Source organism: Chitinilyticum piscinae (assembly GCF_015223195.1).
GTDB lineage: Bacteria > Pseudomonadota > Gammaproteobacteria > Burkholderiales > Chitinibacteraceae > Chitinilyticum > Chitinilyticum piscinae.
The window spans coordinates 1-25,143 of the sequence record NZ_JADFUA010000001.1 but is presented as its reverse complement, the minus strand read 5'-3'; the positions used below and the strand labels follow the sequence as shown (position 1 = coordinate 25,143).

The 25,143-nt window shown below is 52.4% G+C and carries 21 protein-coding genes, 4 tRNA genes and 1 pseudogene; 15 read left to right on the top strand and 11 right to left on the bottom strand.

The window, feature by feature from the left end; translation table 11 throughout:
* Positions 1-30 precede the first annotated feature (30 nt).
* From INR99_RS00130 to INR99_RS00105, 6 genes are all read left to right on the top strand, one after another.
* Positions 31-1,041 carry an ABC transporter permease subunit gene (locus tag INR99_RS00130; RefSeq protein ID WP_194114263.1) on the top strand — a complete coding sequence of 337 codons (1,011 nt, stop codon included), beginning with the start codon at positions 31-33 and terminating at the stop codon, positions 1,039-1,041.
* A gap of 3 nt (positions 1,042-1,044) precedes the next feature.
* Complete coding sequence (locus INR99_RS00125; protein WP_228098009.1) at positions 1,045-1,962, top strand: ABC transporter permease subunit; 918 nt, start codon at positions 1,045-1,047, stop codon at positions 1,960-1,962.
* Between the two features lie 3 nt (positions 1,963-1,965).
* Positions 1,966-2,979, top strand: coding sequence for an ABC transporter ATP-binding protein (locus tag INR99_RS00120; RefSeq protein ID WP_194114262.1), 1,014 nt, complete (start codon positions 1,966-1,968; stop codon positions 2,977-2,979).
* A complete protein-coding gene (locus INR99_RS00115) occupies positions 2,972-3,958 on the top strand; it encodes a peptide ABC transporter ATP-binding protein (RefSeq protein WP_194114261.1) in 987 nt (328 codons plus the stop codon). Before INR99_RS00120 ends, INR99_RS00115 begins: the two co-directional genes overlap by 8 nt.
* Positions 3,959-4,115: 157 nt before the next feature.
* A tRNA-Met gene (locus INR99_RS00110) sits at positions 4,116-4,191 on the top strand.
* A 56-nt stretch (positions 4,192-4,247) separates the two neighbouring features.
* A tRNA-Met gene (locus tag INR99_RS00105) sits at positions 4,248-4,323 on the top strand.
* 724 nt (positions 4,324-5,047) lie between these two features.
* Here INR99_RS00105 and INR99_RS17865 read toward each other — a convergent pair.
* The 7 genes from INR99_RS17865 to INR99_RS00070 form a co-directional block, all read right to left on the bottom strand.
* Positions 5,048-5,176 carry a helix-turn-helix domain-containing protein gene (locus tag INR99_RS17865; RefSeq protein WP_373308262.1) on the bottom strand — a complete coding sequence of 43 codons (129 nt, stop codon included), beginning with the start codon at positions 5,174-5,176 and terminating at the stop codon, positions 5,048-5,050.
* Positions 5,177-5,301: 125 nt separating this feature from the next.
* Positions 5,302-5,391, bottom strand: a tRNA-Ser gene (locus INR99_RS00095).
* 185 nt (positions 5,392-5,576) lie between these two features.
* A complete protein-coding gene (locus INR99_RS00090; RefSeq protein ID WP_051304604.1) occupies positions 5,577-6,533 on the bottom strand; it encodes a tetratricopeptide repeat protein in 957 nt (318 codons plus the stop codon).
* Between the two features lie 30 nt (positions 6,534-6,563).
* Positions 6,564-6,812, bottom strand: a complete 249-nt coding sequence (locus INR99_RS00085) for a hypothetical protein (RefSeq protein ID WP_028454458.1) — start codon at positions 6,810-6,812, stop codon at positions 6,564-6,566.
* A gap of 223 nt (positions 6,813-7,035) precedes the next feature.
* A complete protein-coding gene (locus tag INR99_RS00080) occupies positions 7,036-7,956 on the bottom strand; it encodes a hypothetical protein (RefSeq protein WP_144290330.1) in 921 nt (306 codons plus the stop codon).
* Between the two features lie 217 nt (positions 7,957-8,173).
* Positions 8,174-8,632, bottom strand: a complete 459-nt coding sequence (locus INR99_RS00075) for a hypothetical protein (protein ID WP_228098008.1) — start codon at positions 8,630-8,632, stop codon at positions 8,174-8,176.
* A 111-nt stretch (positions 8,633-8,743) separates the two neighbouring features.
* Entirely contained in the window at positions 8,744-9,667 is a 924-nt protein-coding gene (locus INR99_RS00070) for a hypothetical protein (protein WP_028454457.1), read from the bottom strand.
* 145 nt (positions 9,668-9,812) lie between these two features.
* Between INR99_RS00070 and INR99_RS00065 the strand changes: the two are divergent.
* From INR99_RS00065 to INR99_RS00055, 3 genes and pseudogenes are all read left to right on the top strand, one after another.
* Positions 9,813-10,283, top strand: a pseudogene (locus INR99_RS00065) (IS3 family transposase); the annotation flags it as partial.
* Positions 10,284-11,048: 765 nt separating this feature from the next.
* Entirely contained in the window at positions 11,049-12,005 is a 957-nt protein-coding gene (locus tag INR99_RS00060; RefSeq protein ID WP_144290328.1) for a hypothetical protein, read from the top strand.
* 330 nt (positions 12,006-12,335) lie between these two features.
* On the top strand, positions 12,336-15,410 hold the full coding sequence (locus INR99_RS00055) for a UvrD-helicase domain-containing protein (protein ID WP_144290327.1): 3,075 nt from the start codon (positions 12,336-12,338) through the stop codon (positions 15,408-15,410).
* 67 nt (positions 15,411-15,477) lie between these two features.
* On the opposite strand, the gene INR99_RS00050 is transcribed toward INR99_RS00055, so the two are convergent.
* The 4 genes from INR99_RS00050 to INR99_RS00035 all read right to left on the bottom strand — a co-directional run bounded on the left by INR99_RS00050 (position 15,478) and on the right by INR99_RS00035 (position 20,049).
* A complete protein-coding gene (locus tag INR99_RS00050; protein WP_051304603.1) occupies positions 15,478-17,016 on the bottom strand; it encodes a site-specific integrase in 1,539 nt (512 codons plus the stop codon).
* Between the two features lie 119 nt (positions 17,017-17,135).
* Positions 17,136-17,225: transfer RNA gene (locus INR99_RS00045), tRNA-Ser, on the bottom strand.
* A 74-nt stretch (positions 17,226-17,299) separates the two neighbouring features.
* On the bottom strand, positions 17,300-18,826 hold the full coding sequence (locus tag INR99_RS00040) for a cyclic-di-GMP receptor FimW-related protein (RefSeq protein WP_194114259.1): 1,527 nt from the start codon (positions 18,824-18,826) through the stop codon (positions 17,300-17,302).
* Between the two features lie 47 nt (positions 18,827-18,873).
* Positions 18,874-20,049: a pyridoxal phosphate-dependent aminotransferase gene (locus INR99_RS00035; protein ID WP_194114258.1), complete on the bottom strand. Its 1,176-nt coding sequence runs from the start codon at positions 20,047-20,049 to the stop codon at positions 18,874-18,876.
* Between the two features lie 133 nt (positions 20,050-20,182).
* Here INR99_RS00035 and INR99_RS00030 point away from each other — a divergent pair, with 133 nt between their 5' ends.
* The 6 genes from INR99_RS00030 to INR99_RS00005 all read left to right on the top strand — a co-directional run bounded on the left by INR99_RS00030 (position 20,183) and on the right by INR99_RS00005 (position 24,765).
* Positions 20,183-21,787, top strand: a complete 1,605-nt coding sequence (locus INR99_RS00030) for an ABC-F family ATPase (RefSeq protein WP_194114257.1) — start codon at positions 20,183-20,185, stop codon at positions 21,785-21,787.
* A 188-nt stretch (positions 21,788-21,975) separates the two neighbouring features.
* Positions 21,976-22,878 (top strand): YheT family hydrolase, encoded by a 903-nt coding sequence (locus tag INR99_RS00025; protein ID WP_228098007.1) that lies wholly within the window; start codon positions 21,976-21,978, stop codon positions 22,876-22,878.
* A gap of 41 nt (positions 22,879-22,919) precedes the next feature.
* Positions 22,920-23,768: a carboxylating nicotinate-nucleotide diphosphorylase gene (gene nadC / locus INR99_RS00020; RefSeq protein ID WP_228098006.1), complete on the top strand. Its 849-nt coding sequence runs from the start codon at positions 22,920-22,922 to the stop codon at positions 23,766-23,768.
* 11 nt (positions 23,769-23,779) lie between these two features.
* Positions 23,780-24,085 carry an ElaB/YgaM/YqjD family protein gene (locus tag INR99_RS00015; protein WP_194114255.1) on the top strand — a complete coding sequence of 102 codons (306 nt, stop codon included), beginning with the start codon at positions 23,780-23,782 and terminating at the stop codon, positions 24,083-24,085.
* Between the two features lie 6 nt (positions 24,086-24,091).
* Positions 24,092-24,463 (top strand): phage holin family protein, encoded by a 372-nt coding sequence (locus INR99_RS00010; protein ID WP_194114254.1) that lies wholly within the window; start codon positions 24,092-24,094, stop codon positions 24,461-24,463.
* Positions 24,460-24,765: a hypothetical protein gene (locus INR99_RS00005; protein ID WP_194114253.1), complete on the top strand. Its 306-nt coding sequence runs from the start codon at positions 24,460-24,462 to the stop codon at positions 24,763-24,765. Before INR99_RS00010 ends, INR99_RS00005 begins: the two co-directional genes overlap by 4 nt.
* Positions 24,766-25,143: the final 378 nt, after the last annotated feature.

Here is a 25,143-nt window from a genome sequence, read left to right as displayed (position 1 = left end):
CTCCGGCGACATGGGGAGGGGAGTATTGCCATGTTTGGATTTGTCCTGCGCCGACTGGCCGTCGTCATTCCAACCTTTCTCGGAATAACGCTGCTGGCCTTTGCGCTGATTCACATGATTCCGGGCGACCCGGTGCTGCTGCTGGTCGGCGAGCGCAACCTCGATCCGGAGTTCTACAAGGCGGCGATGCACCGTCTTGGCCTCGACCAGCCGCTGTACCTGCAGTACTGGCACTATCTGTCCGGTTTGCTGCAGGGCGATCTCGGCACATCGATCCGCACCCACGAGCCGGTGGTCAAAGAGTTCTTCACGCTCTTCCCTGCGACGGTCGAGCTGTCGCTTGCTGCGATGCTGTTCGCTACGCCGCTGGGGCTGGTTGCCGGCGTGGTGGCAGCAACCCGGCGCGGAACGGTGGTGGATCATGGCGTGATGGGCGCCGCACTTACCGGTTATTCGATGCCGATCTTCTGGTGGGGGCTGATGCTGATCATGCTGTTCTCGGTGCATCTGGGCTGGACGCCGGTATCCGGGCGCATCGCGCTGGAGTACGACATCGAGGCAAAAACCGGGTTCATGCTGATCGATACGCTACTGTCCGATGAAGAAGGGGCGTTCCTTTCGGCGCTGCATCATCTGGTGCTGCCCGCCATCGTGCTGGGAACGATTCCGCTCGCGGTGATCGCGCGGATGACGCGTTCGGCAATGCTGGAAGTGCTGCGCGAGGATTACATCCGCACCGCCCGTGCCAAGGGGCTGTCGCGGCTGCGCATCATCGTCGTGCATGCGCTGCGCAATGCGCTGATGCCGGTGGTGACGGTCATCGGCCTGCAAGTTGGTACGCTGCTGGCTGGTGCCGTGCTGACCGAGACCATCTTTTCCTGGCCGGGTGTCGGCAAATGGCTGATCGACGCAATCGGCCAGCGCGATTATCCCTCGGTGCAGGGCGGCATCCTGCTGATCGGCACCATGATCATTCTGGTCAATCTGCTGGTTGATGTGCTGTATGGCGTCATCAATCCGCGCATCCGCCACGCGAGGTAAGCCATGGCCGCCGATATTCAATCCGGGACGCATCAAACCATGACGGTGCAGGACTATCCGTCGCCGCTGCGCGAATTCTGGCAGGCCTACCGCGGCAACCGCGGCGCTACCATCGCACTGGCATATTTCGTGGTGCTGGTTGTTGCTGCCCTGCTGGCGCCCTTGCTGGCGCCGCACGCGCCCAGCGAGCAATACCGCGATGCATTGCTGGCACCGCCGGTGTGGATGGAGGGCGGCAGCTGGCGCTTCATCCTGGGGACCGACGATGCGGGCCGCGACATCCTGTCGCGGCTGATCTACGGCGCGCAGCTTTCCTTGTTCATCGGCCTGCTGTCGGTGCTGATGTCCATCCTGCCGGGCATCGTGCTGGGCCTGCTGGCGGCGTTCTACCCGCAGAGGCTGGGTGTGGCGATCATGCGCGTGATGGACGTGATGATGGCGCTGCCCTCGCTATTGCTGGCCGTGGCTGTGGTAGCCGTACTTGGCCCAGGCCTTGCCAACACCATTCTGGCCATTGCCATTGTCTGTCTGCCGGCCAGCGTCCGCCTCACCCGCGCGGCGGCCATGACCGAGCTGAACAAGGATTACGTCATTGCCAGCCGGCTGGCCGGCGCCGGTCAGGCACGGCTGATGTTCAATACCGTGCTGCCCAACTGCATGGCGCCGCTGATCGTGCAGGCCACGCTGGGTTTTTCGGCTGCGATTCTCGATGCGGCAGCACTGGGCTTTCTCGGCCTTGGCGTGCAGCCGCCATCACCGGAATGGGGCGCCATGCTTGCTTCGTCCCGCGATTACATCGAGCGCGCCTGGTGGGTGGTCACCATGCCTGGTCTGGCGATCCTGATTACCGTGCTGGCGCTGAACCTGATGGGTGATGGCCTGCGCGATGCGCTTGATCCGAAGCTGAAGAAAATGGGGTAAGCGATGAGCCTTCTCGAAATCCGCAACCTTTCGGTCGAATTCGGCAGTACCGTACATCCTTTCCGTGCCGTTGACGGCCTGGATCTGACGGTTAGCCGTGGTGAAATCGTCGGCATTGTCGGTGAATCCGGCTCCGGCAAGAGTGTCACCATGCTGGCTCTGATGGGGCTGATCGACGCGCCGGGGCGCGTGAGCGCCGAACGCCTGATCTTTGACGGGCAGGACATGCTGGCCATGTCGGCCCGGCAGCGTCGCGCCATTCTCGGTCGCGATATTGCGATGATCTTCCAGGATGCGCTGACCAGCCTGAATCCGGCGTACACCGTCGGCTTCCAGCTGTGCGAGACGCTGCGTCTGCACGGCGGACTGTCGCGTGGCGATGCGCGGCGGCGGGCGCTGGAATTGCTGGAAATGGTCGAAATCCCCGCGGCACGCAGCCGTCTGGATGCTTACCCGCATCAGTTGTCCGGCGGGATGAGCCAGCGGGTGATGATCGCGATGGCGCTGGCCTGCAATCCCAAGCTGCTGATCGCTGACGAGCCCACCACGGCGCTGGATGTAACCGTGCAGGCACAGATCATGGAACTGCTCGTCAGCCTGCAGCAGCAGCACGACATGGGGCTGATCCTGATCACCCACGATCTGGCCGTGGTGGCCGAGGTCGCGGACCGCGTCGCGGTGATGTACGCCGGCGAAGTGGTGGAAACCAGCAGTGTGCCGGCAATCTTCGACACGCCGCGCCATCCCTACACGCAGGCGCTGCTGGCGGCGATACCGGAACACAGCAAGGGCGCTGAGCGGCTGGCGACATTGCCGGGCGTGGTTCCCGGGCAGTATGACCGCCCGCATGGCTGTCTGCTCGCGCCGCGCTGCCCCTACGCCAAACCGCGCTGCGCAGAAGCCCGTCCGCCCTTGTTTCCGTTTATTTCTGAAGGGTATACGCAAGAAATCAACGATTTGCTTAAGGTTCGCTGCTATACCCCATTGAGTGATTCCGGAGAGCCCAGCCATGTCTGAAACGGCCGTGCCAATTATTCTCGAGGCGCGGCAGCTGTCGCGCCACTACAGTGTCGCGCGCGGCTTTCTGCGTGGACATGCCACGGTCAAGGCGCTCAATGAAGTGTCCTTCCGGCTGCAGCCGGGCAAAACGCTGGCGGTGGTCGGCGAATCCGGCTGCGGTAAGTCGACGCTGGCGCGCCAGCTCACCCTGATCGAGCAGCCCACCAGCGGACAATTGCTGGTTGATGGCATCGATACTGCCACGGCGACGCCCGCCCAGCTCAAGGCAATCCGCCCGCGCGTGCAGATGGTGTTCCAGAATCCCTACGCCAGCCTCAATCCTCGCAAGCAGGTCGGAACGATGCTGGGCGAGCCGCTACTACTCAATACCTCGCTCAGTGCAGGCGAGCGCGAAGCTGCCGTTCGCGACATGATGCAGCGCGTGGGCTTGCGTCCCGAGCATTACCACCGCTACCCGCACATGTTCTCGGGCGGCCAGCGGCAGCGTATTGCCGTTGCCCGTGCGATGATGCTCAAGCCGGAAATTGTCGTGGCCGACGAGCCGACTTCGGCGCTGGACGTGTCCATCCAGGCGCAGATTCTCAACCTGTTCATGGATCTGCAGCAGGAGCTGAATGCCGCCTACGTGTTCATCAGCCACAATCTGGCCGTGGTCGAGCACATCGCCGACGACGTAATGGTGATGTACTTCGGCAGTACGGTAGAAACCGGACCGAAATCGGTGATTTTCGCGCAGCCGCTGCATCCTTATACCCGTGCGCTGATGTCGGCAACACCGGCCATTCACCATAAGGATCGGCAGGCCAAGATCAAGCTGGTCGGCGAGCTGCCATCCCCCCTGAACCCGCCGGCCGGCTGCGCCTTCAGTACCCGCTGCCCTTATGCCGCCGAACGCTGTCGCAGCGAAGTGCCACAGCTGCGGGAGCTCTCCGGGCGGCAGATCGCCTGTCACCGCATCGAGGAGATTTCCGCTTGATACGTGCATGGGTATGCTTGGCGGAATTTTGCTAAAAAAGCATTTCCCGAGCATACGTCGCTATGTTTCTGACCCTGTCGCGAATTTAATTCAGCGTTGTGAGTAATTCCGGCTTGACGAAAGTAGCACCTCCTTGTAGTATGCATGGCTCATCTGGCGCGGGATGGAGCAGTTGGAAGCTCGTCGGGCTCATAACCCGAAGGTCGCAGGTTCGAGTCCTGCTCCCGCAACCAAAGAATTCCAGCCGGTTCGCAAAACGCGAAACGGCACAGCATTAAAAGCATCCTGACGCGGGATGGAGCAGTTGGAAGCTCGTCGGGCTCATAACCCGAAGGTCGCAGGTTCGAGTCCTGCTCCCGCAACCAAGCATAAACCCCTGATTCAATTGAAAAATTGGTCAGGGGTTTTGTCTTTTTGGCTCCCCGAAATGGGCACAGAACCCACTCTGTGCCCATTTTTGTGCCCATCCTGTGCCCCGGCTCCCTGAAAAACAGCCTTTTTTGACCTTCGGGCAGTTTTGGGCGCACCAGTCGCCCTGACCTTCGGGCTTTTCCACCGTTTTGTGCCCAATGGGCACAGGATGGGCACAGGCCTCAGATCATTTCGATGCACATCAGATGACAAGCATGCATGATTTGTTTGTGTTCAATGCCTTGATTATTAATGTATATTTATCGCCATCAGAGTCGATCATGCCGTCAGCATTGGTCACATGTGCCCCGAGGCTGCGCTGAGTCCGTGCAGGAAATCATTTGAAAATCACGCTTGGGCACAGATTTGGGATTGTTACTCGTTCCATCCACTCGCAAGGCAGAAACCCAGGTGCCTCTGCACAGCAAGACACAGTGAGGGCTAGCGGCCGCCCGCGCGTCTGCACGATGTGGCGTGGCAGTATGCTGCATGTCTGCAGGCTATTCAGAACAGCAACGACAACCTTACCGTAGAGCATTTACAGCTTATTGGCTGTAATGCACAAAAACAGCCTAACGGGTGTAATGGCTTGCGGGCATGGGGCTTTTGAATTCATCACCTGGCAGACCTTCCTTGGTCAGTCATAGGCGATCCGCTTCGCACCTCGTTATGTGGGGATTAGTCTGTATGTGCCTGTCTTGTTTCATCACCAGGGATGTACTCAATCAGATCTTCGATTTTGCAGTTGAAGTACTTGCAAGGCTTCTCCAGTACATCAAGCTCAATCCGTTCCACTGTCTCGTGCATGCAGCATGGGGCGCGCCTTTCTGAAGGGATATTCGATCCTGTCGGTGGACTCATACGGCAGTGTGGGGTTGACTGCGGGTGAAAAAGATAAAGCCCTGTAAAAACATGGCTTTATTCTTTCGTCTTGGCGGAAGCGGTGAGATTCGAACTCACGGGGGACGTAAATCCCCGACGGTTTTCAAGACCGCTGCCTTAAACCACTCAGCCACGCTTCCGTACTTGATAAAACACCGCAACCATTGCTGAATTTGTGTTTAAATTCAATGATTTAAGTTTTTAGATTGCCTTAATTTCTGTAAATTCTAAAAATTAATTTTAAATAACTCTTAAGGCTAAGTGGCAATCGAGGTGAGTATTGTGTAGCAGTTTGTGTAACAGGTCTAGTCCCCCTGCTGACTTTTTAGCTTTTTTTCAAATAGGCATCCAATGCTTTCAACAAATTATTTGGCTTGAGCATTTCTCGACTGAGGGCATCCCCAATAGTGATTTGCTTGGGCGTCATGTTAGTTTTTAATATATCGCGAACCTTGATTGCCTTATTGTCCGTTGATCCTTCTAGTGAGGCGGAGACATTACATAGAGCATAAGCAACGATTGGATTTTGCTGTACACCTTGGCCGCCGAGGAACATCGCACTGAGATTGTTGAGTGCCCCTACGTTCCCTTGCTCGGCTGATTTACGATACCAGTAGAACGCTTGCAAGTAGTCCTGTGTTGTACCTTGGCCGCTGCCATACATGACGCCGAGATTGTATTGAGCACCCGCATGTCCTTGCTTGGCTGCTTTGCTATACCAGTTGAAGGCTTGCATGACATCCTGTTTCACACCTTGGCCCAAGTGGTACATGATGCCTAGATTTAATTGTGCAGCTTCATTGCCTTGCTCGGCGGCTTTCCTATACCAATACAGGGCTTGATTGTAGCTTTGTGCTATGCCTCGACCTTCGTCATACATTTGACCGAGGTTGTTTTGCGCATCTGCATACCCTTGCTCGGCTGCCTTGCGATACCAGCTGACGGCTTGCGGGTAATCCGGTGCAACACCTTGGCCTTTTTGATACATGAGACCGAGATTATGCTGCGCTTGAGCATTACCTTTCTCCGCTGCTTTGCGGTACCAACTGATGGCTTGTATATGGTCCTGTGCTACACCAAGACCCTTGGAATATAAGAGGCCGAGGCCGAATTGAGCTCTCGCATCGTCTTGGGTTGCCGCAGCAGAAAATTCTTTTAGGGCAAGCGGATAGTTCTTTTCTTGATAGGCTGTGAGGCCTTCATCAAATCCTGCGTAGGCAGCAGTTGAAAACGAAAATAGCACTGCAATGAGTGGGGTAAGTAGTGTGGGGTTGATTTTCATGAGGCTTCCAATTTCTTAAGCTGCATGTTTTTAAATCGAGAGTCTGAGGTAGGCTTCAATGGCACGTTTCAAATTATTTGGTCTGGCTATGTCTTTGCTAAGTCGCTCTGCCTCGGCAAGGTCTCTGGCGCTTAGCTGTTCGGCGGCGAGCACTATGCTTATTGCTGCATTGGTGGTGGCGTCATTGGCGGCAAGATTGAATGGTGCATAAACAATTTCCCAGTTTTGTGGCGCCTGTTGCCCATCCATATACAATTGAGCAAGATGGGTTTGCGCCATTGCTATTCCTTGATCGGCAGCTTTGGTATACCAGTGAGCAGCAAGGGTATTATCCTGTTGGACTCATTGACCTTTGGCTAGCTCTTGTTCGGCGGCTCGTTTGAACAAAATCTTGCCGAACGCCTTGACCAGTTGCTTGCACGGCCGAAAGGTTATATTGCGCCGTGTCTTCGCCCTGTTCGGCCGCTTTGCGAAACCAGTTAAGTGCTTGCGGCTTCGTTTGTTAATCAGCCATTTTTAAATTTTTCTTGCGTGACTTGTTGATTAGCAGTAAAGATGTAGCGATTATAGCAACAAGAATCACAATTAAAAAAGGCCATGCAGTAGTTTGGAAAACCATTTCTTTTTGTATTGCAAGCTCTTCTGTCATTGGTTGTTTGCTCTCCCACCAAATGTAAGCATAAGCAATTGCAATCACGATGCAGGCTGTTTTCCCAGAAAATAAATAACTTGAATTTATTCTTGCCGGAGCAAATATAAGTGCTAGAACAATCAGATTGATTTGAATTGCACTGAAATAAGAGGCCCAGATCCAGTCAGATGCACTGATGTTGATCCCGACGCTTTTATTCAGCAAGGAGACTTGGATAACTGGAGCCTCAAATACTAAAACCGTTAGCAGGCAGGAGAGGCAAAGCGCCACTTTGACGAGTTTGCTTGGTGCATCAGGTATAAAATCATTAATTATGAACGATGAAAGTCCATCAGTATCAGTAGTTCCGTTTTGCTCATTTGCTTCGCTGGAATACCAACGCAAGGAGTAAACAAAATAAAGCAGATATGCAGTCCATTGCAGGTATGCACCCCAGCCCGGGCTACTTCCCGGAATGCTGGCATATTCGTTAAGTTTTTGGACTGACTGTACTTGAACGATAAATAGCACCACTAGGCTAATTATAGAGAATAAAACACTCCACCAACGCAAGTCGGGTATTTTGCTCCATTTAAATACTCGCAAAAAGCCAAGGCAAGTTCCAGTAAGTGCCAAGAGCGGTAATAGCCATGCCAAACCACCTACATAACTGATGTCATTGTAAACATATTCAAATGTTCCGAGTGGAGTCGGCTGATGGGCAAGATTGCCAAATGCACCGATTAGTGCTAAGAAACCTAATAAAACAAAAAAATAACTCTGTTTGTGCATGTGCATTTTACCTAAAAGTTGATATTGCTATAACTGATGGGGGGTATATTTTGCTAGCAGTATTTACTGGGACTGGGTCATTGATTTGGGAGTGAATCAAAGGTTGGGTTAACCTGTGCTCTAATTTTACAGTCATAGGAATACTTAATAATGTAACCACCGTCTTTGCATAAAGACTAGCAGTTTCACTGACTGTTCCTAGGAATGCAGCTAATTGTTATCTTCCAAAACCGACAAAGTCCTCCCAGTATTTAATATTTTTTGTGTTGCAGCTTGTGTAATACGTGTTGCAAAGCACATATGCAGCATCAATAGCTGCTTGTGAATCATCAAAACCTGTGACGTATCCACAGCCATTCTCCCCACAAGTGACTGCTCCATAACCCGGGCCTTTGCCACGTAAATCAACTTTGCATTGTTTGGCTAAATGACCTACCCCATTTTTTAGTGCATCACTACGACATGCTTTAACGGCATTTTCATCGGCTAGTTTCTGTGTTGGGTAGTTATATGCATATCCAAAGGCTTCCGTAGCATGGTTTTTGACGGTGGCAACAGCTGTATGTGCTAGAGCCATCGGACACCAAAAAGAAATAGAAAAAATGCAGATAGTGATAATGATTTTTGAATGGTTTTTCCAATTCATTTCATAGTGTCCTTTAAATTTGATTGCCAATGTTATTGGCTTCCGCGGCACGGCAGTCGAAAACTCATTGTTGAGTGCTGCTCGGATTTTATGTGTAATTGCATTCGGCCTTGTCCGATGTATTAAAGGGTTTAAGGTCGCTTAGCTTGCTCCTGCACCCTTTAAAATACCAATTACTTCTTCATCGGTGGCATAGCGAAGTGGTGTTTTTCCGCTGTTATCTGCTGATTTCAAATCCACGCCACGTGCTTTAACGAATAAATCGACGGTAATGGCGTCGCCGCGTTTAATGGCGTCAACAAATTGGTCCCGATTTGAATAAGTCAGGCCAATACCTAAAAGCTCTTTGCGAGCTGCAAGAGCTGCTTGGGTGTTGCTGGCGGATTGTCTGTTTTTTTGCTGTTGGGCGGCTAGAGGGTCTGCGCTGACGACTTTGCCTTCCATCGCTGGTTGCAGTTGCACTAAAGTGGCTTGCAAACCCATATTTTTCAAATCAGAGTCGATTTGATTCATGGTTGAGCCAACAAACTTGCTGGTATCGCCTAAACCAACTGCCTTTGTAATCATTTTACCCAGTAGTGCGCCTGAAAGTAGTGAGCTGGTGCCTACTTGTTCAGAAAACCGTGCGTAATAGTTGATGCGCATGCCTGTGCGATAAGGAAATACACAAGCCATCATCATCGTGCTATCACCGTATTGCGCCATGCTGTTGTCCATCGTGGTGATCTGGAAAGTATGGCCGTTGCAGCTGGGCATCGGGATGGTGATGCCCATGACGGTGATGCCTTTGAATTCCATTTTGTTCGGGAACTCTGGCGGTTCATCTGCTTGCACTGGGCGAGTGGCATGGGCAGATGTGGCCTGTACGCGGATTGAGTCTTTCAACTGGTCGTACAGTGCATCTGGGTTGGTAACGTTCGGAATGTCCCAAATCGCGAAGTATTCCTTGCTGTTGTTGGTTTCTTTCGTTACATCATCCAGCAGGCCTGCGTTTGCGCTAGATGCTAGTGCAAGCAAAGCGGTGGTGCGCAAGATATGGTTGTATTTAGTTGTGATCTTTCCCACTGCGCCATCTCCGAATATTAGAATTTATGAAAACTTAGCTGTTAAATTCCATAATATTTTTTTGTTTCTGCTGAGTTCGAGCTTACCTCCGTTGGCATAAAAGTTCAAATATATGATGCTGGAGTAATCGGAATAACAACGTGGATACATCCGCACGCATGAGGGATGGCTGTACTTGGCGGTGGTGCTTGATCTGTTCTCACGGCAGGTGATTGGTTGGTCGATGCAGTCACGCATCGACAGGGAGCTGGTCTTGAATGCCTTGTGGATGGCGGTATGGCGACGCCAGCCCACGCAGGAGGTGCTCGTGCATTCCGATCAGGGAAGCCAGTTCAGCAGTTATGACTGGCAGAACTTCTTGAAGGCGCATCGTTTGGTGCCGAGCATGAGACGGCGCAGGAATTGCCACGACAATGCGGTTGCGGCGAGCTTCTTCCAGTTGTTGAAGCGGGAGCGCATCAAGCGAAAAACCTATAACGACCGGGAAGAAGCCCGGCGGGACATCTTCGACTACATCGAGCTGTTCTACAACCCGAAGTGTCGTCACGGTTCCGCAAATGGGCTATCGCCGGTAGAGTTTGAAAAGCAGTATTTCCAACGGCTCAAGAGTCTCTAGAAAAGTTGGTGAGATTCAGTTGGCTTGCTTCGATGATTTTGGGCTTGGCTGAGTTTTGAGTGTCGAGATGTGTGCCACAAAGCATAGCGACTGGCGCAGATGTTGACTTGAAGCGAAGTGCTGTTGCTGTTTTAAAGCCCAAAGGGTCGAATTCCGCAGCAAAAATAGTCCGCTTTATGGCTATTTGCAGCGTCGTGGAGGGCGATGCTCGACGCCTACGGCGAGTACGTGCAAGGAGGAGCTAATGAATTCATCAGGTTGAGCAATAATTGAGCTTGCGAAATTTTGCGACTCCTGATGGAAAGCCATCCCAATGGCTGGTCATTGGCTACGGTCAGCATGACAGGGGGGGGCTCCGCCAGACCGAGACAATGTTACGGAACACAGTTTCCCCAAAGGGAAAATGAATGTGAGCGTTAATTGATGATGGGCTTTGAGTGGATTTTCTCAAAGCCCATCATCATATGTGATGAGGTATGGCCCCCCCCTTGACAAAAAACTTGGTCGCAGAGGCCCCAGCCGAATTCGAGATGCCGCGTCCAGCGGAGAACATTGAGATTGTCCGACGTTTTGCGCAGTATGTTTGTAATTGGTGTATCCATATATCAGTTCGGCAGGGCTGCATATTTTAGCGGGGAATCCGTGATTTTGATTTTGCTGTGTTTTTCCAGCGTTTTTTGATAATTTCATGTGGTTTTCTCATGAGGTGACAAAGCTCCGATGTTGTTAGCTATACGTAGTTTCAACGGCACTAGGAGATTTTATATGCAATACATCCAGCTACGCCCAAGCGATAGAAAGATCAACCTGCTTGCAGGTTTTGCGAAGTTTGGCTTTCTGAGTTTTGATGAAGCATGCGCCATTCAGTGCGGCAATATCAAAACGACAAGAAGCGATTTGGCATACCTTTTTCGGCAAGGATTGCTGGCAAAAAGGAAGATTACTGGTTTTAGGCCAGACATCATTTTCATTACGAAAAAGGGAGTAAGTTTCGTATCTGCACATTTTGAAACTGGAGTGCGCCACCATGCAGATTATGCCAAGACTAGCATGGGGCGACGGGTTCACAGGATGTACACAGCCAACATCATGCTGGCAAGGCGGTTGCAAATCACTGCCCGTCGGCTAGAAAAGACAGTGAATACCTCGGCAAACTCAGTGGATGCCATCAGTAAGGTTAATCGACTGCTGGCAAGAGTATCACTGATTTCCGAGTTGGACTTCTACGTCGATAAAGCCCGTTACACTTGCAAAGGAAAACTCGCCGATGGGCTGATTATGACGCGATCTACCGATCCGAACGAACCCGCAGCAGTGACTTGGATAGAAAACGAGAAAACCCCCAAAGGGCAGAAGCAATTTCGTCATTTAGCTACTTTTCTGACTGGTATTCGATTAGATAAAAGTCAGGCGATTCAAGGAAATCGGGCGTCGCAAATGCTAGCAAGCATTCAGCTGTTGCACGGTGCAGCACAGCTCAGGAACGTGTTGTTTTACGTAAATACATCACCTCGTGGCGCAGGGGATTTTGAAAGCAGATTGAAAAATAGGTTAGACGATGAAACTTACGATTATTTAACAAGCATGCAATTCATCAAGTTTATCCCTTATGCATTAAGCGATTATTTGCACCATAAAACTCCGACTGCTTCCGTCATTGCTTCAAGCGCATATTTGGACAAGAATTTTTCGCTAGTCTTTGATCCAAATTCGAATTGCTGACTATACCTAGTAGGCCATACGATGTGATGCTCATATTTTGGAGCACACTGCACTTGATTTCGACTTCGTGTCGGTAATAGCCCCGCCAATTTCGGCGGGGCTTTTATTTTTTGCGAGTTCATCAAGCACGGTGCTTCGGGCATATACTTTCAATTGTTGCGATCAAATCCTAGAGACCAAATGAACGCACAAAGAAATATCCAACCACCTGCAAGTGGTTGGACATCAGAGGGGGGGGAGTGAAGAGGAATCACGTCTATGTAGTGTAGCGATTATTTGGTGTTTTCAGCGTTCTACCTCCATTTAATAACCACAATTGGGGGGGCGCGAATGACGAAATCACAATACAAATACATCAGGCAGAACATCGCTGAGCGAATAAGTTGGGGCAGGCCTGACATTCAGGCTGCCGCGATAGAAAAAGCCAATCAATGCCTTGAGTACATCCAAGCGAATTTCAGCCATCTTGAGCTGGAAAACAAAAATTTCCTGATCCCCGAGCACCATATTCATCGTTTAAAAGACGAGATTTTTGGTCAGTTTCCATCGTTTTCCAGCCTTTATGATCAGAAAATTTATGTCCCGCCTACGCTAAAATGGGTGCTCGGTAAGGCGACAAATCCCAAAAACTGGCGAAGGCTGTACAGGGCGAATGTTCTGCAAGCGGTTGAACTTGCGGCGCAGAAGAGAAAGCAAATTGGTGGTGATTCGGGTCAGTCCTATGCCTCTAAGGCAGCGATTTCGCACAAAAAATCACAAATCGATGCTTGTCGCCAGTTTGCGAAAAGTCGAGTTCTGTTCGATTCAAGGCGAGCAGAGAAATGTGCAATAACACCGCAGAAGCCCGACATAAAATTTGCGGAATGGTACTGCCAGCTACAAGCGATGCGTCTGCTGGCAGAGCATCAAGGGTTAACTTCTGGCGGAATGTTGACCATTACTTTGCCTCCTGAATATCACTCGAATCCCAAAGAAGCCAAAGACCGTACAAACACACCACAATGGACTTCCAAGCACACCATCAAGCGTGGCGCAAAACTGATCACTGACTATTTCAACGCTGTCAAAGCGGTGCTATTGAAATGCAAGATCAAGCTGCTTGCCGTCAAGGTGGAGGAGCCACAAGAGGATGGCACACCACATTACCACATCGTCATTTGGTATAAACCTGAATGGTTTGATGCCATTAAGCACCGATTGGTGATGGATTTGCCAAGGCTATATGGCCACAGGAGCACAATCACAGGCCAAGGTTTCAGCTTTAAACATAATATTGGGTTGGTGATCCGTACTCGTACAGCAAATGTCATTGAACGTGCAGATGACAAGTTGAAATATCAAATCAACAACAGGCAAGGCACTGTTTATGCCATTCATAATGGCAGTCCATCGAAAGGAGAGGCATTTGATTTAAACAAAGGCGGAGGCGGCGTCAGGTTTGATCTGGAGGCAATTTCTTCCAAAATGATCCCGCCCGACCAGCTTTCGCCCATATCAGGTAAACAGTCATTAATCAGTTACCTGATCAAATACATCTCAAAAGGAATTCCAAAATCTGGTGTGCTGACAGATTCGGTTTTAGCTGTCATGGCACATAGAAGTGCTCATGGACTGAAGGCGATGCAGGCATCGGGAATTCCTGATGGCTCGCTTGGTGTATGGGATGTGGCCTTACACACTCCAGAACATGTGCTGAAAGCCTTAGAAAAAAGACCGGACAAAACCGAGCGAACCGAAATCCTGATCAATTTGATCAGGCATTGTAAAAAGATGCCTTCGGCATGGTCGAACTCGAACGATCAGGTGCAGTTTCATACAAGGCTTTTCGAACTCTGGGTGTGGATGCAGAAAAACGCAGATACTTACAAAGTTGAAGTACTGAAAGAAATTCAGCCCGACAAATCAAGCGGTAAGGTCACTGGACTAATGGTATACGACGTACAACGGCTTGCCGTTCTAATGCGTGACAATCCGGCTCAAATCAAAGTCAAGCAACGACAAAGGGAAATCAAAAGCTTACAAAAAAAGGTCATTGACTGGGCGCGTGCAGGTAAAAACATTTATCCACTGCAGGAAGAACTGTCAAAGCAAAGACAATTGTTGATTCTGCGAAAGCAGCGCCTATTGGTTCGAAAAAATCAACAGAAACTAGCTATAGCAACCACGGTCAAGACTAAATTGGGTGATTACAAAATTACTACACATAACCATCGTGACAGTTACATGGCATATCTTACGCAGTTAAATGTATTGGCAAGGTCTGGTGAACCAGCCCAAGAACATCATCAAGACGAAAACAAAAATGTGTCCGTTTTAAAAAATCCAAATTATACGAGTGTGGGGAATGACTCAGTATTAACAACTGATCACACACAAAAACTGATTGAACACGCCATTCTTGGTGCGTCCACTGATTCAGATTTGGCGCAGAACATTGCCATTTATGCGCCAATTGGTAAAAACCACGCCATCATGGCCGCAGCAGGTTCAGGCAAGACTTATGTGCTCATCAGAAGAGTCCAAATCATGCTCAAAGCGGGGATTTCTGCATCCTCAATTCTGGTAACCACCTACACCAGTCATACTGCGAATGAACTTAAAACAAGACTGGCTGAATTAGGAATCACCAAAGTTATGGTGGGGACGCTGCATCATTTTGCAGGTCAAGTGCTTGCTCAGAACGGTGCTTCACATGCTTGTAATAGCTACGATCAACTGATCGTTTTAGCAGCAAAAGTTGCAATCAAAGAATTTCATGTTCTGGCTGACGAAGCTCAGGATTTGGATGCGGATCAGTGGCAGCTGCTTCACGCATTGGGTGCATCAATCTACGCAGTCGGTGATGCGAGGCAATCCATCTATGGCTGGAGAGGTGCAGAATCTACGCAGTTTATCCATTTTCTAAATTCCTGCCAGCGAGACCTGTTTGGTACTTCGGGCCGTATATTAATGACTCATAGTAGGAGGTCATGTGCTGCAATTATTGGCTTAGCCAACAAGCTAGCCAGTGACTATGCCTCATCCATTGCAATCAAGCGAGGCGGCTCAGTAATTAGCAAGCAGTGTAAAGATGAGGTATCGGAGCATCAACAAATTATCACTTTCGTCCAAAATCAGCAGAGTCATTCACTTGTGCTTACAAGGCAGAACTCCGAACGAATTAAAATCAAAAAACGATTATGGGAAAAAGGCCTTGCTAACAAAGCAAGCGTCATGACTATTCATGCTGCAAAAGGAGCTGAGGCTGAGAATGTTGTTTTGCGATGCGGGAAAAGGAAGCGTGCAGAAGTCGATGGTCTGGAAACGACTAACGAATGGTATGTGCGTATCACAAGAGCCAAGAAAAGTTTACTGATTACTGCTGTGGGTGGCTTGCCTACCGCATTTTTACAGGCTTTGGAGTAGTCATTGTGAGCTGTACAAAACAATGGCAGTTCTACGAACTGCCAGGTGCCCGTTTTTGAATAAAAATCTAAATAACGCCATCCAAGCAAGGAAAGCGCACTGCTTCGACCGCATCCTTAAGCATGGATGTTAATGTTTTGTTAGCATAAATCTCAGAGTTGATCCCTGTCGGTGCATGCCCTGAGGCGGCTTCTCGAATTTCTTCGGTTACGCCATTGTCTTTCATGGATTGGTTAAAGTGTTTGCGTAAACTGTGAAAAACCTTTTCTGGGTCATTAATTCCGTGCCCTGTTTTATATCGACCGAACCAAGTTGAAGTTGAACCGCCCCATTTGTTTTTCGCAGTCCAAGTCAACTCTGGGAATAGTCTTCCGGTTTTTGCTTGCGAATTGGCGTATTCGAGTAGGCCAAGCTGGATCAGTTTCGAATGGATCGGGGTGTTGCGTTCGCTGTACTCTGTTTTAATGCTTTGGTCGTTATCATCTGCGCTTTCTTGCACCCGGAAGCACCAAATGCCATCATGCTGCTTAATATCTGCGACAAGCAATTGGCAGGCTTCGTTCAGTCGTAGCCCTGCATACAAGCCAATCAATGGCACCCAGTATTGGGCTGGTCGTTTGGCATTGAATTTCAGGTGACTTTGCGCGAATAGGGCTACAAGTTCGGTGTCATTGAAGAGTTTATATGTTTTTTTCTGTTTGTTTCGCTTGTCATTTTTTTTGAAACGAACACCTTCAAACGGTGAGCGTTTAAAAAATGTCAGCGCGGAGTTTGAGCTGAAAATTTCCAGCACAGTGAGCCATTTGCGTTTTACTGTGGTGAATGAAAGCGTGCCTTCCAGCTCTCTTGCACGGTCGATTTTGGTTTTCCAGTCTGGTGTCAGTGTGAATTTTTGAGGCAATTGCTGGATTAAGGTAAAAAGCTCATGGACGCGTTCATCCGTTACATCAGAGCAGACAGCTTCCGCTCCAAAGAACCCCGTCAAGATGCCATAAATGACTTCTTTGAGCGAGGTGATTTGCGCCACACCCACACCAGATAGCGTTTTTTCTTCAATATACATTTCGTATATTTTGCTGAGTTTGCCGTCTTGCTTGATGTTCATCTCTGCGCTTTTCAGCGTTTTGATTAAATCGCTTACAAGCTGGTTTGAAGTGGGCTGAGCAGCAACACGTCTTTGCTCTTCTTCGTGCGTGGCAGCCATCATAGCCATGCCTTCGCGTCTAGCGCCTAGCCACTCGTAATGGCGTGTAAATGCAGCGCCTTCAGTCTCAATGGCTTCAATTTGGTCTTTACTAAGCTCAAGTTCTGGTTGTGGATCGGGGGCTGTCCAGCTATCCCAATAGGTGCCGTTTTCAATGGCTGCAATACTGGCATCGCGCAACTCTTGTTCAAGCATTTCTTCGACGGTAGGGATGGGTTTGACCATTTTTAGCATCTGCAATTGAAAGCTAATCTGGATTTTGGCACATCTGAGGATTGCAGTCTTACGATCTGATGTCCGGAGTGATTTCCAAATCTCTGTTTTTTTGAAGTGGCTGATTAATGTACTGGGGATGCGGCAACGGAAGTAATAAATGCCGTTGCGTTTGCTGAGGTGAGCCATGGCCGCTGTCCTTTGTGTAGCACGCTGTGTAGCAGTGCGTGTAACAAATCCAGCTGAGTAAATTTCGGGCAATAAAAAAGCCCTGATTTATCAAGGCTTTAGTGTTTTATTCAAGAGTGTGGCGGAAGCGGTGAGATTCGAACTCACGGGGGACGTAAATCCCCGACGGTTTTCAAGACCGCTGCCTTAAACCACTCAGCCACGCTTCCGTCTTGAGAATTTCGCGCCATGTTTGTGACGCGAGGCCGCGATTCTAGCAAAAGATGCGGCCTCGTGCAGCCCCTCAGTTCAGTTTTTCCAGTACCGCGAAGTTGGCCAGCGAGCAGTCCGTAGCGCGTTCCATGGCGGGCGACAGGCGGATGCGGTACGCCTTGCCTTGTGCGGCGAGGCGGTATTCTTGTTGTTCGGCAAAATCGCGCTCGGAAATCATCAGGAATCGGCTCTGGTAGGCCGTGGTGTTTTCCGGTGAATACAGAGCCTGGCGACTGTCGCCGCCCTGAGCTGGGGCCAGTTCGACCAGAATCGGTGAGTGTGTCAGGGTTTCAATGCCGATATTGACCTGCCCATCCAGACGCTTGTTGATGCGACGCACAATGCCGATGCTGGGTAGGTTGGCTGGTCCGTCGCTTAGACCGACAATCTCGCCGACGCGTAGGTGATCCTCATGCAGGCCCTGGTAGCTAGCGCCGATGCCAGTAGCACTTTCATTCACGACGTGCCATTGCTGTTGCGGGTAGCGATTGATCCTGCTGTCCGGGCTGCCCAGTTTGTGCAAAACGGCGTCGAATCCGCGCAGTACATGGATTTTCTTGTCGCTGGCATGACGTTCGGTCTTGCGGACAGGAGCGGGGGTGTCGCGCGACCACCAGGCCAGCAGTTCCTGCAACAGATCGAGATTGGCTGGTTTGGCTGAAGCGGCGGGTAGGCCGAAGTGATCGGGTGTGACGCCACTGCGCAACTTGTCGTGCACATCCTTGATGTGCTGGATCAGAGCTTCGGTATACCAGTAGCGCCAGTTCTCGCCGACCATGTCACGACGCAAGCGTTTGGCTGAGGTGGTCCCGGCAATGTTGACTGCAAACAGTTGGCGATTCGGGCGGATCTGGTCTTCCAGATCAATCCGATGTGACCATTCGCCCAGCCAGTTTGCCAGCAGTTCGATTTGTTCGGGCTGTAGCTTGTCCGGGTTGGCCAGCGACAGCATCTGGATGCGCAGGAACTCGTGACGGATGGTGCCACCCTCACTATCGGGATAAGCCTGCTGTGGGGTCATGGCGAAGCCATGCTGTTCGGCATGCTGGTAGAGCTTGTTCAGCCGGCGCCAGGTACGGGGATCGATTTCCAGATAGCGTAGATAGGCCCACTTGATGTGTTCGCCGAAATAGCGCATGGCCCGTAGTGCACAGAGCTGCAGTTGTTTTTCATGGCCCCGGGCGCTGGTTTGCGACGCCTGCTTCAGGCATAGCCGATAGGCTTCGCCCATGTCGTTCCAGAAGGCCAGTATCGTTGGAAGCACCTGCTTCGGGCTGGTGCCGGTATCGATCTGGCGTCCGTAATAGATGTCGATCAGATGGGTCTGCAGCGAGCGGGCTTTTTCGTCGAGGTAGGGAATGGTACGCAAGCGCTCTTTCAGGGGAATCGACGGGTTGCTGTTGAGCTGCTGCAGGGCTTTGACGATCTCGATCTGCGCGTTGAGGATGTCGCTTTCCGGCAGTTCGCGCATCATTGTGGTTGCAGACTTGAGATCGTGGACGCCTTCCTGTTCCTTTTTCTGAAACAGTGCGCCAATCAAGCCTTTGAAGTCAAACATGAATGCTTCCTGATTGCATGGGTTTCTGACTGAGAGGGTAATCCGCGTTACGCTGCAGCGCAATAGTTGCGCAGATGGCGACCAATGCGGGTGATGGCTTCTTCCAGTCGGTTGATGGGTTGGCTATAGGCAATCCGGATGCTGTAGGCGCTGCCTTGATCACCGAAATCCCGCCCGGGCGTGACTGCGACGGCTTCGGCGTGCAGCAGTTCCCGGGCAAACTGCTCGGCATCATTTGTGAAGCGACGGCAATCTAGCCAGAGGTAGAAAGCGCCTTCTGGCCTCGCCTGAACGATCAGCCCCAGTTGGCCGAGAGCATGCTGCAGGTAGTTGCGCCGGGCTTGCAGCTCCTGCCGGCGCTGTTCCAGTATGGCCAGCGTGTCCGGACGGAATGCGGCCAGGGCGGCATGCTGTGCGGTGGTCGGGGGGGCAAGGAAGAGATTCTGCGCCAGTTTTTCCAGATCAGCCACCGCCCATTCTGGCGCGACCAGCCAGCCCAGTCGCCAGCCTGTCATCTGGAAAAACTTGGAGAAACTGTTCACCACAAATAACTGGTCACTGGCAGTCAGTGCCGTTGTGTGCGGGCTATCGTAAACCAGGCCCTGGTATATCTCGTCAACGATCAATTGCTGCTGGTTCTGGTTGCATACATCTTGGAGTATCTTGATCTCGTCGACGTCGAGTACTGTACCCGTCGGGTTGGCGGGGCTGGCGAGCAAGGTGGCGACGGTGCGCGCACTGCTGTGGGAGCGAATCAGTTCGGGTGTGAGCTGGAAGTTGCTGCGCGCATCCACCGGAATGTTGACCGGTCTGCCTTCGAGCAGACTCACCAGGTGCCGGTTGCAGGGATAGCCCGGATCAGTGAGCAGAACTTCGTCATCGCGCCCGACCAGCAGAGCCAGAATCAGCTGCAGCGCGCCCGAGGCTCCAGGAGTGACGATGACACGGTCAGCAGTAACGGCTGCACCGAGGCGCTCACGGTAAAAACCGGCAATCGCTTCGCGTAGCTCTGGCAAACCACAGGCTCCCGTATAGAACGTTTTCCCGGTTTGCAAGGCGGCGATGCCGGCATCAATGACCGGTTGCGGGGTGGGGAAATCGGGCTCGCCCACTTCGAGGTGAATGACATCACGGCCGCTGGCGGCCAGCGCCTGTGCTTCTCCAAGGATGCGCATGACGTGGAAGGGCTCGATCCGGGCGAGGCGCGGTGCAGTGTGCGGCATGGCAAGGTCCGTTTGTGCTAAAATTCAGCGATTTAATGGCCAGCCCGTGTCGGCGGGCCGCTGTTTTCCCTCATTTTATCGCTGTGCACGGGCTGAGTCCTGATGTGCGGCAATGGCCAGTGATACGCACACCATGATCAGTACTTCCAATATCACCATGCAGTTCGGCGCGAAACCGCTCTTCGAGAAGGTTTCGGTCAAGTTTGGCGACGGCAACCGTTACGGTCTGATCGGCGCCAACGGTTGTGGCAAATCCACCTTCATGAAAATTCTCGGCGGTGACCTGGAGCCGAGTGCCGGCAATGTCAGCCTCGAGCCGGGCGTGCGTCTGGGCAAGTTGAAGCAGGATCAGTTCGCCTATGAAGATCAGCGCGTGATCGATGTGGTCATGCAGGGGCATGCCGAGTTGTGGGCGGCGATTCACGAACGTGATGCGATCTACGCCAACCCCGATGCAACTGAAGACGATTACATGCATGCGGCTGAGCTGGAGGGTAAAGTCGCCGAGTATGACGGTTATACCGCCGAGGCGCGCGCCGGTGCTTTGTTGCTGGGTGTCGGCATCCCAACCGACCAGCATACCGGACCGATGAGCGAGGTTGCTCCAGGGTGGAAGCTGCGGGTGCTGCTGGCACAGGCCTTGTTCTCCGATCCGGATGTGTTGCTGCTGGACGAGCCGACCAACAACCTGGACATCAATACCATCCGCTGGCTGGAGCACACGCTGAACGAGCGCAACTCCACCATGATCATCATTTCGCACGATCGCCACTTCCTGAATCAGGTCTGTACGCATATTGCCGACGTCGATTACGGCAACATCCAGATCTATCCGGGCAACTATGATGACTACATGCTGGCGTCTACCCAAGCTCGCGAACGTCTTCTGTCCGATAACGCCAAGGCCAAGGAGCGCGTGGCGGAACTGCAAGCATTTGCCGCTCGTTTTGCAGCCAATAAGTCCAAGAGCCGCCAGGCGACCAGTCGGCTGAAGCTGGCTGACAAGATCAAGGACAATATGGTCGAGGTGAAGCCCTCATCTCGCCAGAATCCTTACATCCGTTTCGATATGGATGACAAGTCCAAGCTGCACCGTCAGGCCTTTGAGGCAACCAATCTGTCCAAATCCTTCGATAAGCCGCTGCTGCAGAGCCTGAACCTGATTCTGGAGGCTGGTCAGAAAATCGCCGTGATCGGTGGTAACGGTGTAGGCAAGTCCACGCTGATGAAGTTGCTGGTTGGCGAACTCAAGCCCGACGCCGGTTCAGTGAAGTGGGCTGAGAAGGCGCAGCCTGGCTATTTTGCTCAGGATCACGAGGTGGATTTCGAGAAGGACGAAACCCTGTTCGACTGGATGAAGAACTGGGGGCAGCCGGGCGATGATGATCAGGTCATTCGTGGCATTCTCGGGCGTCTGCTGTTCAGTGGTGATGACGTGAAGAAGTCGGTGAAGGTGCTATCCGGTGGTGAAAAAGGGCGCATGTTGTACGGCAAGCTAATCCTGCAAAAGCCGAACGTTCTTATCATGGACGAGCCAACCAACCACATGGATATGGAATCCATTGAGTCACTGAACATTGCCCTGGAGCTCTACAAGGGAACACTGGTGTTTGTATCCCATGACCGCCAGTTTGTTTCTTCCCTGGCTACTCAGGTTCTTGAGCTTAATGGCGATGGTACATTTGTCCACTATCTTGGTGGTTACGAGGAATACCTCGAAAGTCGTGGGCTAGAGTAGGCCCACGCTGCTTTGCAAAAAGCCGCCTTCAAGGCGGTTTTTTGTTGCAGTGAATCCGGTGGCTGGATTTGGCGGTGTACTTGGGCCACACTTGCCCTATGCAACGTGACCATACCCTGACCTTGCCACCTTATCAGCCCCCCGCTTGGTTGCCCGGCGGACATGCGCAGACGCTTTATCCGGCGCTGATGTTCTGGCGTCGCAGTAACGCCTGGCGCAGGGAGGGATGGATTACCCCGGACCTCGACGCCGTGGCGGTTGACTGGGCAGATGGCCGTGTCGGCAAGCCTGTGGTCGTGATCTTTCATGGTTTGGAGGGGGGCTCCCGCAGTCATTATGCGGAGTCGATCGCCGAACGGGTCGTCCGGCAGGGCTGGCATGCGGTCGTGCCGCACTTCCGCACCTGCGGCAATGTTCCGAACCGTCTATCGCGTGCCTATCATGCGGGGGACTCCGCTGAGATCGGCTGGATGCTGGAGCGGGTGCGGCTGATGCACCCGGATTCTTCCCTTTTCGCGGTTGGGATATCGTTGGGAGGAAATGCCCTTCTTAAGTGGCTGGGCGAGCAGGGGGGGCGTGCACAGGACCTGCTGCAGGCGGCCGCAGCGGTATCAGCGCCGGCTGATCTGGCGGCATGCGGTGCCGCGCTTGATCAAGGTGCTAATCGCTATCTTTATACGCGCGAATTTCTCCGGACGCTCAAGAGCAAAACGCTGGCCAGTCTCAAACTGAACAATAATCCATTTATTGATATTGAGAAGGTTAGGCGGGTGAGTACATTGCGTGATTTCGATGATCTGGTCACTGCGCCGTTGCATGGCTTTCATGGTGTGGAGCATTACTGGCGTGTGGCCAGCAGCAAACCGGTGTTGCGACAGATTGTGCTGCCTACCATGATGATCAATGCCCGAAACGATCCATTTATCCCCCCAGGGAGCTTGCCGGGGGCGGATGATGTGTCCGAGGCCGTGCTACTATTGCAGCCAGAAGAAGGCGGGCACGCAGGATTTGTTTCGGGATGGATGCCCGGGCAACTGAGTTGGCTGCCTGACGTGCTGATGCGCTTTTTCAATTTCCACTCGCCCCGCTGAGCGCCCACCCGCCCGTCGCGCCTATACTGATCAACATGACCATGAATACCACGTTTTCCCCGCCTCCTCATCATGAAATCGCGGCCCAGGTTGCTACGGCACTGGTCGAGGATATCGGCGTTTGCGACTGGACCGCATTGCTTATTCCTGAGTTGCAAAGGTCTATTGCGACTATCGTGGTTCGTGAGGAGGCGGTCATCTGCGGCTTGCCGTGGGTTGAAGAGGTATTCCGGCAGGTGGATCCCTCCGTGGTGCTTGATTGGGAGGTGGAAGAGGGGGATCGTGTTATAGCCGGTCAGTCACTTTGCTGCCTGCGTGGCTCGTCGCGTAGTCTGCTCACCGGTGAGCGGACTGCCTTGAATTTTCTGCAGACACTCTCGGCCGTTGCGACCAAAACATCAACGTATGTCGCTGCGGTCAAAGAAAGCCAAGCACTGGTACTCGATACACGCAAGACTATTCCGGGCATGAGGTTGGCGCAAAAGTACGCTGTGCGTGTGGGGGGGGGCGCGAATCAACGCTTGGCGCTCTATGATGGCATCCTGATCAAGGAAAACCACATTGCTGCGGCTGGCGGCATTACCGCTGCTCTGCATGCCGCTCGTGAGCTTGCGCCTGCCGGGGTCGGCATCCAAATCGAGGTCGAGAATCTTCTTGAGTTGGAGGAGGCATTGGCCGCGGGGGCTGTGTCAGTGCTTCTGGATAATATGAGTCTTGCCGATATGGCCAAGGCTGTATCGATCACGGCGGGAAGGGCGCTGCTAGAGGCTTCTGGCGGGGTGCATCTCTCGTCGATCAGCCAGATTGCCGCAACCGGGGTTGACCGGATTTCGGTGGGTGGCCTGACCAAGGATGTACAGGCCATTGATTTGTCCATGCGTATTCAATGAAGGAGAGCACCATGAGTAATGAGCAGCAATCCACGGAATTGCTTGATGAATCCCAGGCCTTGCTGAAGGACGCCGAGCAGTTGCTGGCCGAGGCAGCTGCATCCGGCGGCGCAGAGGCTCAGGCGCTGTATGCGCGAGTGGCAGAGCGCCTGCGACTGGCCAAAGGGCAGTTGCTGGAGGCTGAGCAGGTGGTAATCAATCGTGCCAAGCAGGCAGCCAAGGCGACCGACACCTATGTGCACGACCATCCTTGGCAGGCTGTAGGTATTGCGGCCGCTGTCGGTGTGCTGGTTGGTATGCTGATCTCGCGGCGCTAATCGACTATGCGACACCCATTGAAGCAATTCGTCGGTCACGCAGTTGGGCTGTCTGGCGTGATCGCCGAATTATTCAGTATTGAAGTGCAGGAGGCTGTCGAGCGCTGGTTAGGGCATCTGATATGGCTCTGCATTCTGACTGTATTTGCAGGCCTGGCGTGTCTGTTGCTTTCAGTGTTGCTGCTGATTCTTTTCTGGGATACGTACCGTATTGCCACTGCTTTGTCATTGCTGTTGTTCTATCTGTTCGCCGCAGCATTTGCCGGTTGGCAGTTGCGCAAGCGCTTTCTTGCCGCTCCGACATTGTTTGCCGCGACCATCGAAGAGTTGCGCCAGACCCGTGGCTTGCTTGTGCGTGAAGACGGAGAGGATGCATGACGATGGATCGCGTAATACAGCGAACGGTGCGCAAGGACATTCTGCAGTTGAAAGCCAGGCAGCATCGTCTGGCGCTGGTGGCTAGTGGTCGAGAGCTGGGGCGGCCGGTTGAGTTAATGAGCAAGTTACTGAGTCCGCAGCCACAGGCGGCGGGTTCGGTCGGATGGCTTGGGATGCTGTTGCAGCATTTGCGCAATCCTCTGCTCAGGGGGGTGATTGGCTTGCTGATGGTGTATTGGCGGCAGCGTCGTCGTACCCAGTCAGAGACAGCGGATTCTCCTCCTTCGGCAACCGGAAGTTGAGTGGCGAGCAAGTAGCATATGTAATCGAATAACAGCTCCGCATTGCGGGGCTGTTATTCATTTGGGCTGCGGCGTTGGCTGCTTGACTTCATGCTTTGCCCTTTTCAAGCGATGGGGAGCTCGGGCCTTGAGTGGGCTGACTTGACTAGATGTGGGGAGGTTGGTGCATGCTGTGGTGTAGGAAAAACAACAACTTATCGACTTGGCGTGCGAAATTGTCGGGCGGGGTGTTGACGCTTTGAGGGTTGAGCCGTATAGTTCGGCCTCTCTGCTGCTGACGCAGCGAAACAAACGAAGCGAAACGACGAGTTTAGCGAGTTTGGCGGCGTCAGGGCAACGATCTTTAACAAATTACAGCCGATGAGTGTGAGTGCTTGG

Bases quoted from the DNA above. Each gene is read 5' to 3' on its own strand.
- INR99_RS00130 (WP_194114263.1), top strand. From the start codon at position 31: ATGTTTGGATTTGTCCTGCGCCGACTGGCCGTCGTCATTCCAACCTTT.
- INR99_RS00025 (WP_228098007.1), top strand. From the start codon at position 21,976: ATGTTCTGGCGTCGCAGTAACGCCTGGCGCAGGGAGGGATGGATTACC.
- INR99_RS00125 (WP_228098009.1), top strand. From the start codon at position 1,045: ATGGCCGCCGATATTCAATCCGGGACGCATCAAACCATGACGGTGCAG.
- INR99_RS00005 (WP_194114253.1), top strand. From the start codon at position 24,460: ATGACGATGGATCGCGTAATACAGCGAACGGTGCGCAAGGACATTCTG.
- INR99_RS00050 (WP_051304603.1), bottom strand. From the start codon at position 17,016: ATGGCTCACCTCAGCAAACGCAACGGCATTTATTACTTCCGTTGCCGC.
- INR99_RS00120 (WP_194114262.1), top strand. From the start codon at position 1,966: ATGAGCCTTCTCGAAATCCGCAACCTTTCGGTCGAATTCGGCAGTACC.
- INR99_RS00015 (WP_194114255.1), top strand. From the start codon at position 23,780: ATGAGTAATGAGCAGCAATCCACGGAATTGCTTGATGAATCCCAGGCC.
- INR99_RS00080 (WP_144290330.1), bottom strand. From the start codon at position 7,956: ATGCACAAACAGAGTTATTTTTTTGTTTTATTAGGTTTCTTAGCACTA.
- INR99_RS00035 (WP_194114258.1), bottom strand. From the start codon at position 20,049: ATGCCGCACACTGCACCGCGCCTCGCCCGGATCGAGCCCTTCCACGTC.
- INR99_RS00060 (WP_144290328.1), top strand. From the start codon at position 11,049: ATGCAATACATCCAGCTACGCCCAAGCGATAGAAAGATCAACCTGCTT.
- INR99_RS00010 (WP_194114254.1), top strand. From the start codon at position 24,092: ATGCGACACCCATTGAAGCAATTCGTCGGTCACGCAGTTGGGCTGTCT.
- INR99_RS00115 (WP_194114261.1), top strand. From the start codon at position 2,972: ATGTCTGAAACGGCCGTGCCAATTATTCTCGAGGCGCGGCAGCTGTCG.
- INR99_RS17865 (WP_373308262.1), bottom strand. From the start codon at position 5,176: ATGCACGAGACAGTGGAACGGATTGAGCTTGATGTACTGGAGAAGCCT.
- nadC (WP_228098006.1), top strand. From the start codon at position 22,920: ATGAATACCACGTTTTCCCCGCCTCCTCATCATGAAATCGCGGCCCAG.
- INR99_RS00030 (WP_194114257.1), top strand. From the start codon at position 20,183: ATGATCAGTACTTCCAATATCACCATGCAGTTCGGCGCGAAACCGCTC.
- INR99_RS00040 (WP_194114259.1), bottom strand. From the start codon at position 18,826: ATGTTTGACTTCAAAGGCTTGATTGGCGCACTGTTTCAGAAAAAGGAA.
- INR99_RS00090 (WP_051304604.1), bottom strand. From the start codon at position 6,533: ATGAAAATCAACCCCACACTACTTACCCCACTCATTGCAGTGCTATTT.
- INR99_RS00085 (WP_028454458.1), bottom strand. From the start codon at position 6,812: ATGGCGCAAACCCATCTTGCTCAATTGTATATGGATGGGCAACAGGCG.
- INR99_RS00055 (WP_144290327.1), top strand. From the start codon at position 12,336: ATGACGAAATCACAATACAAATACATCAGGCAGAACATCGCTGAGCGA.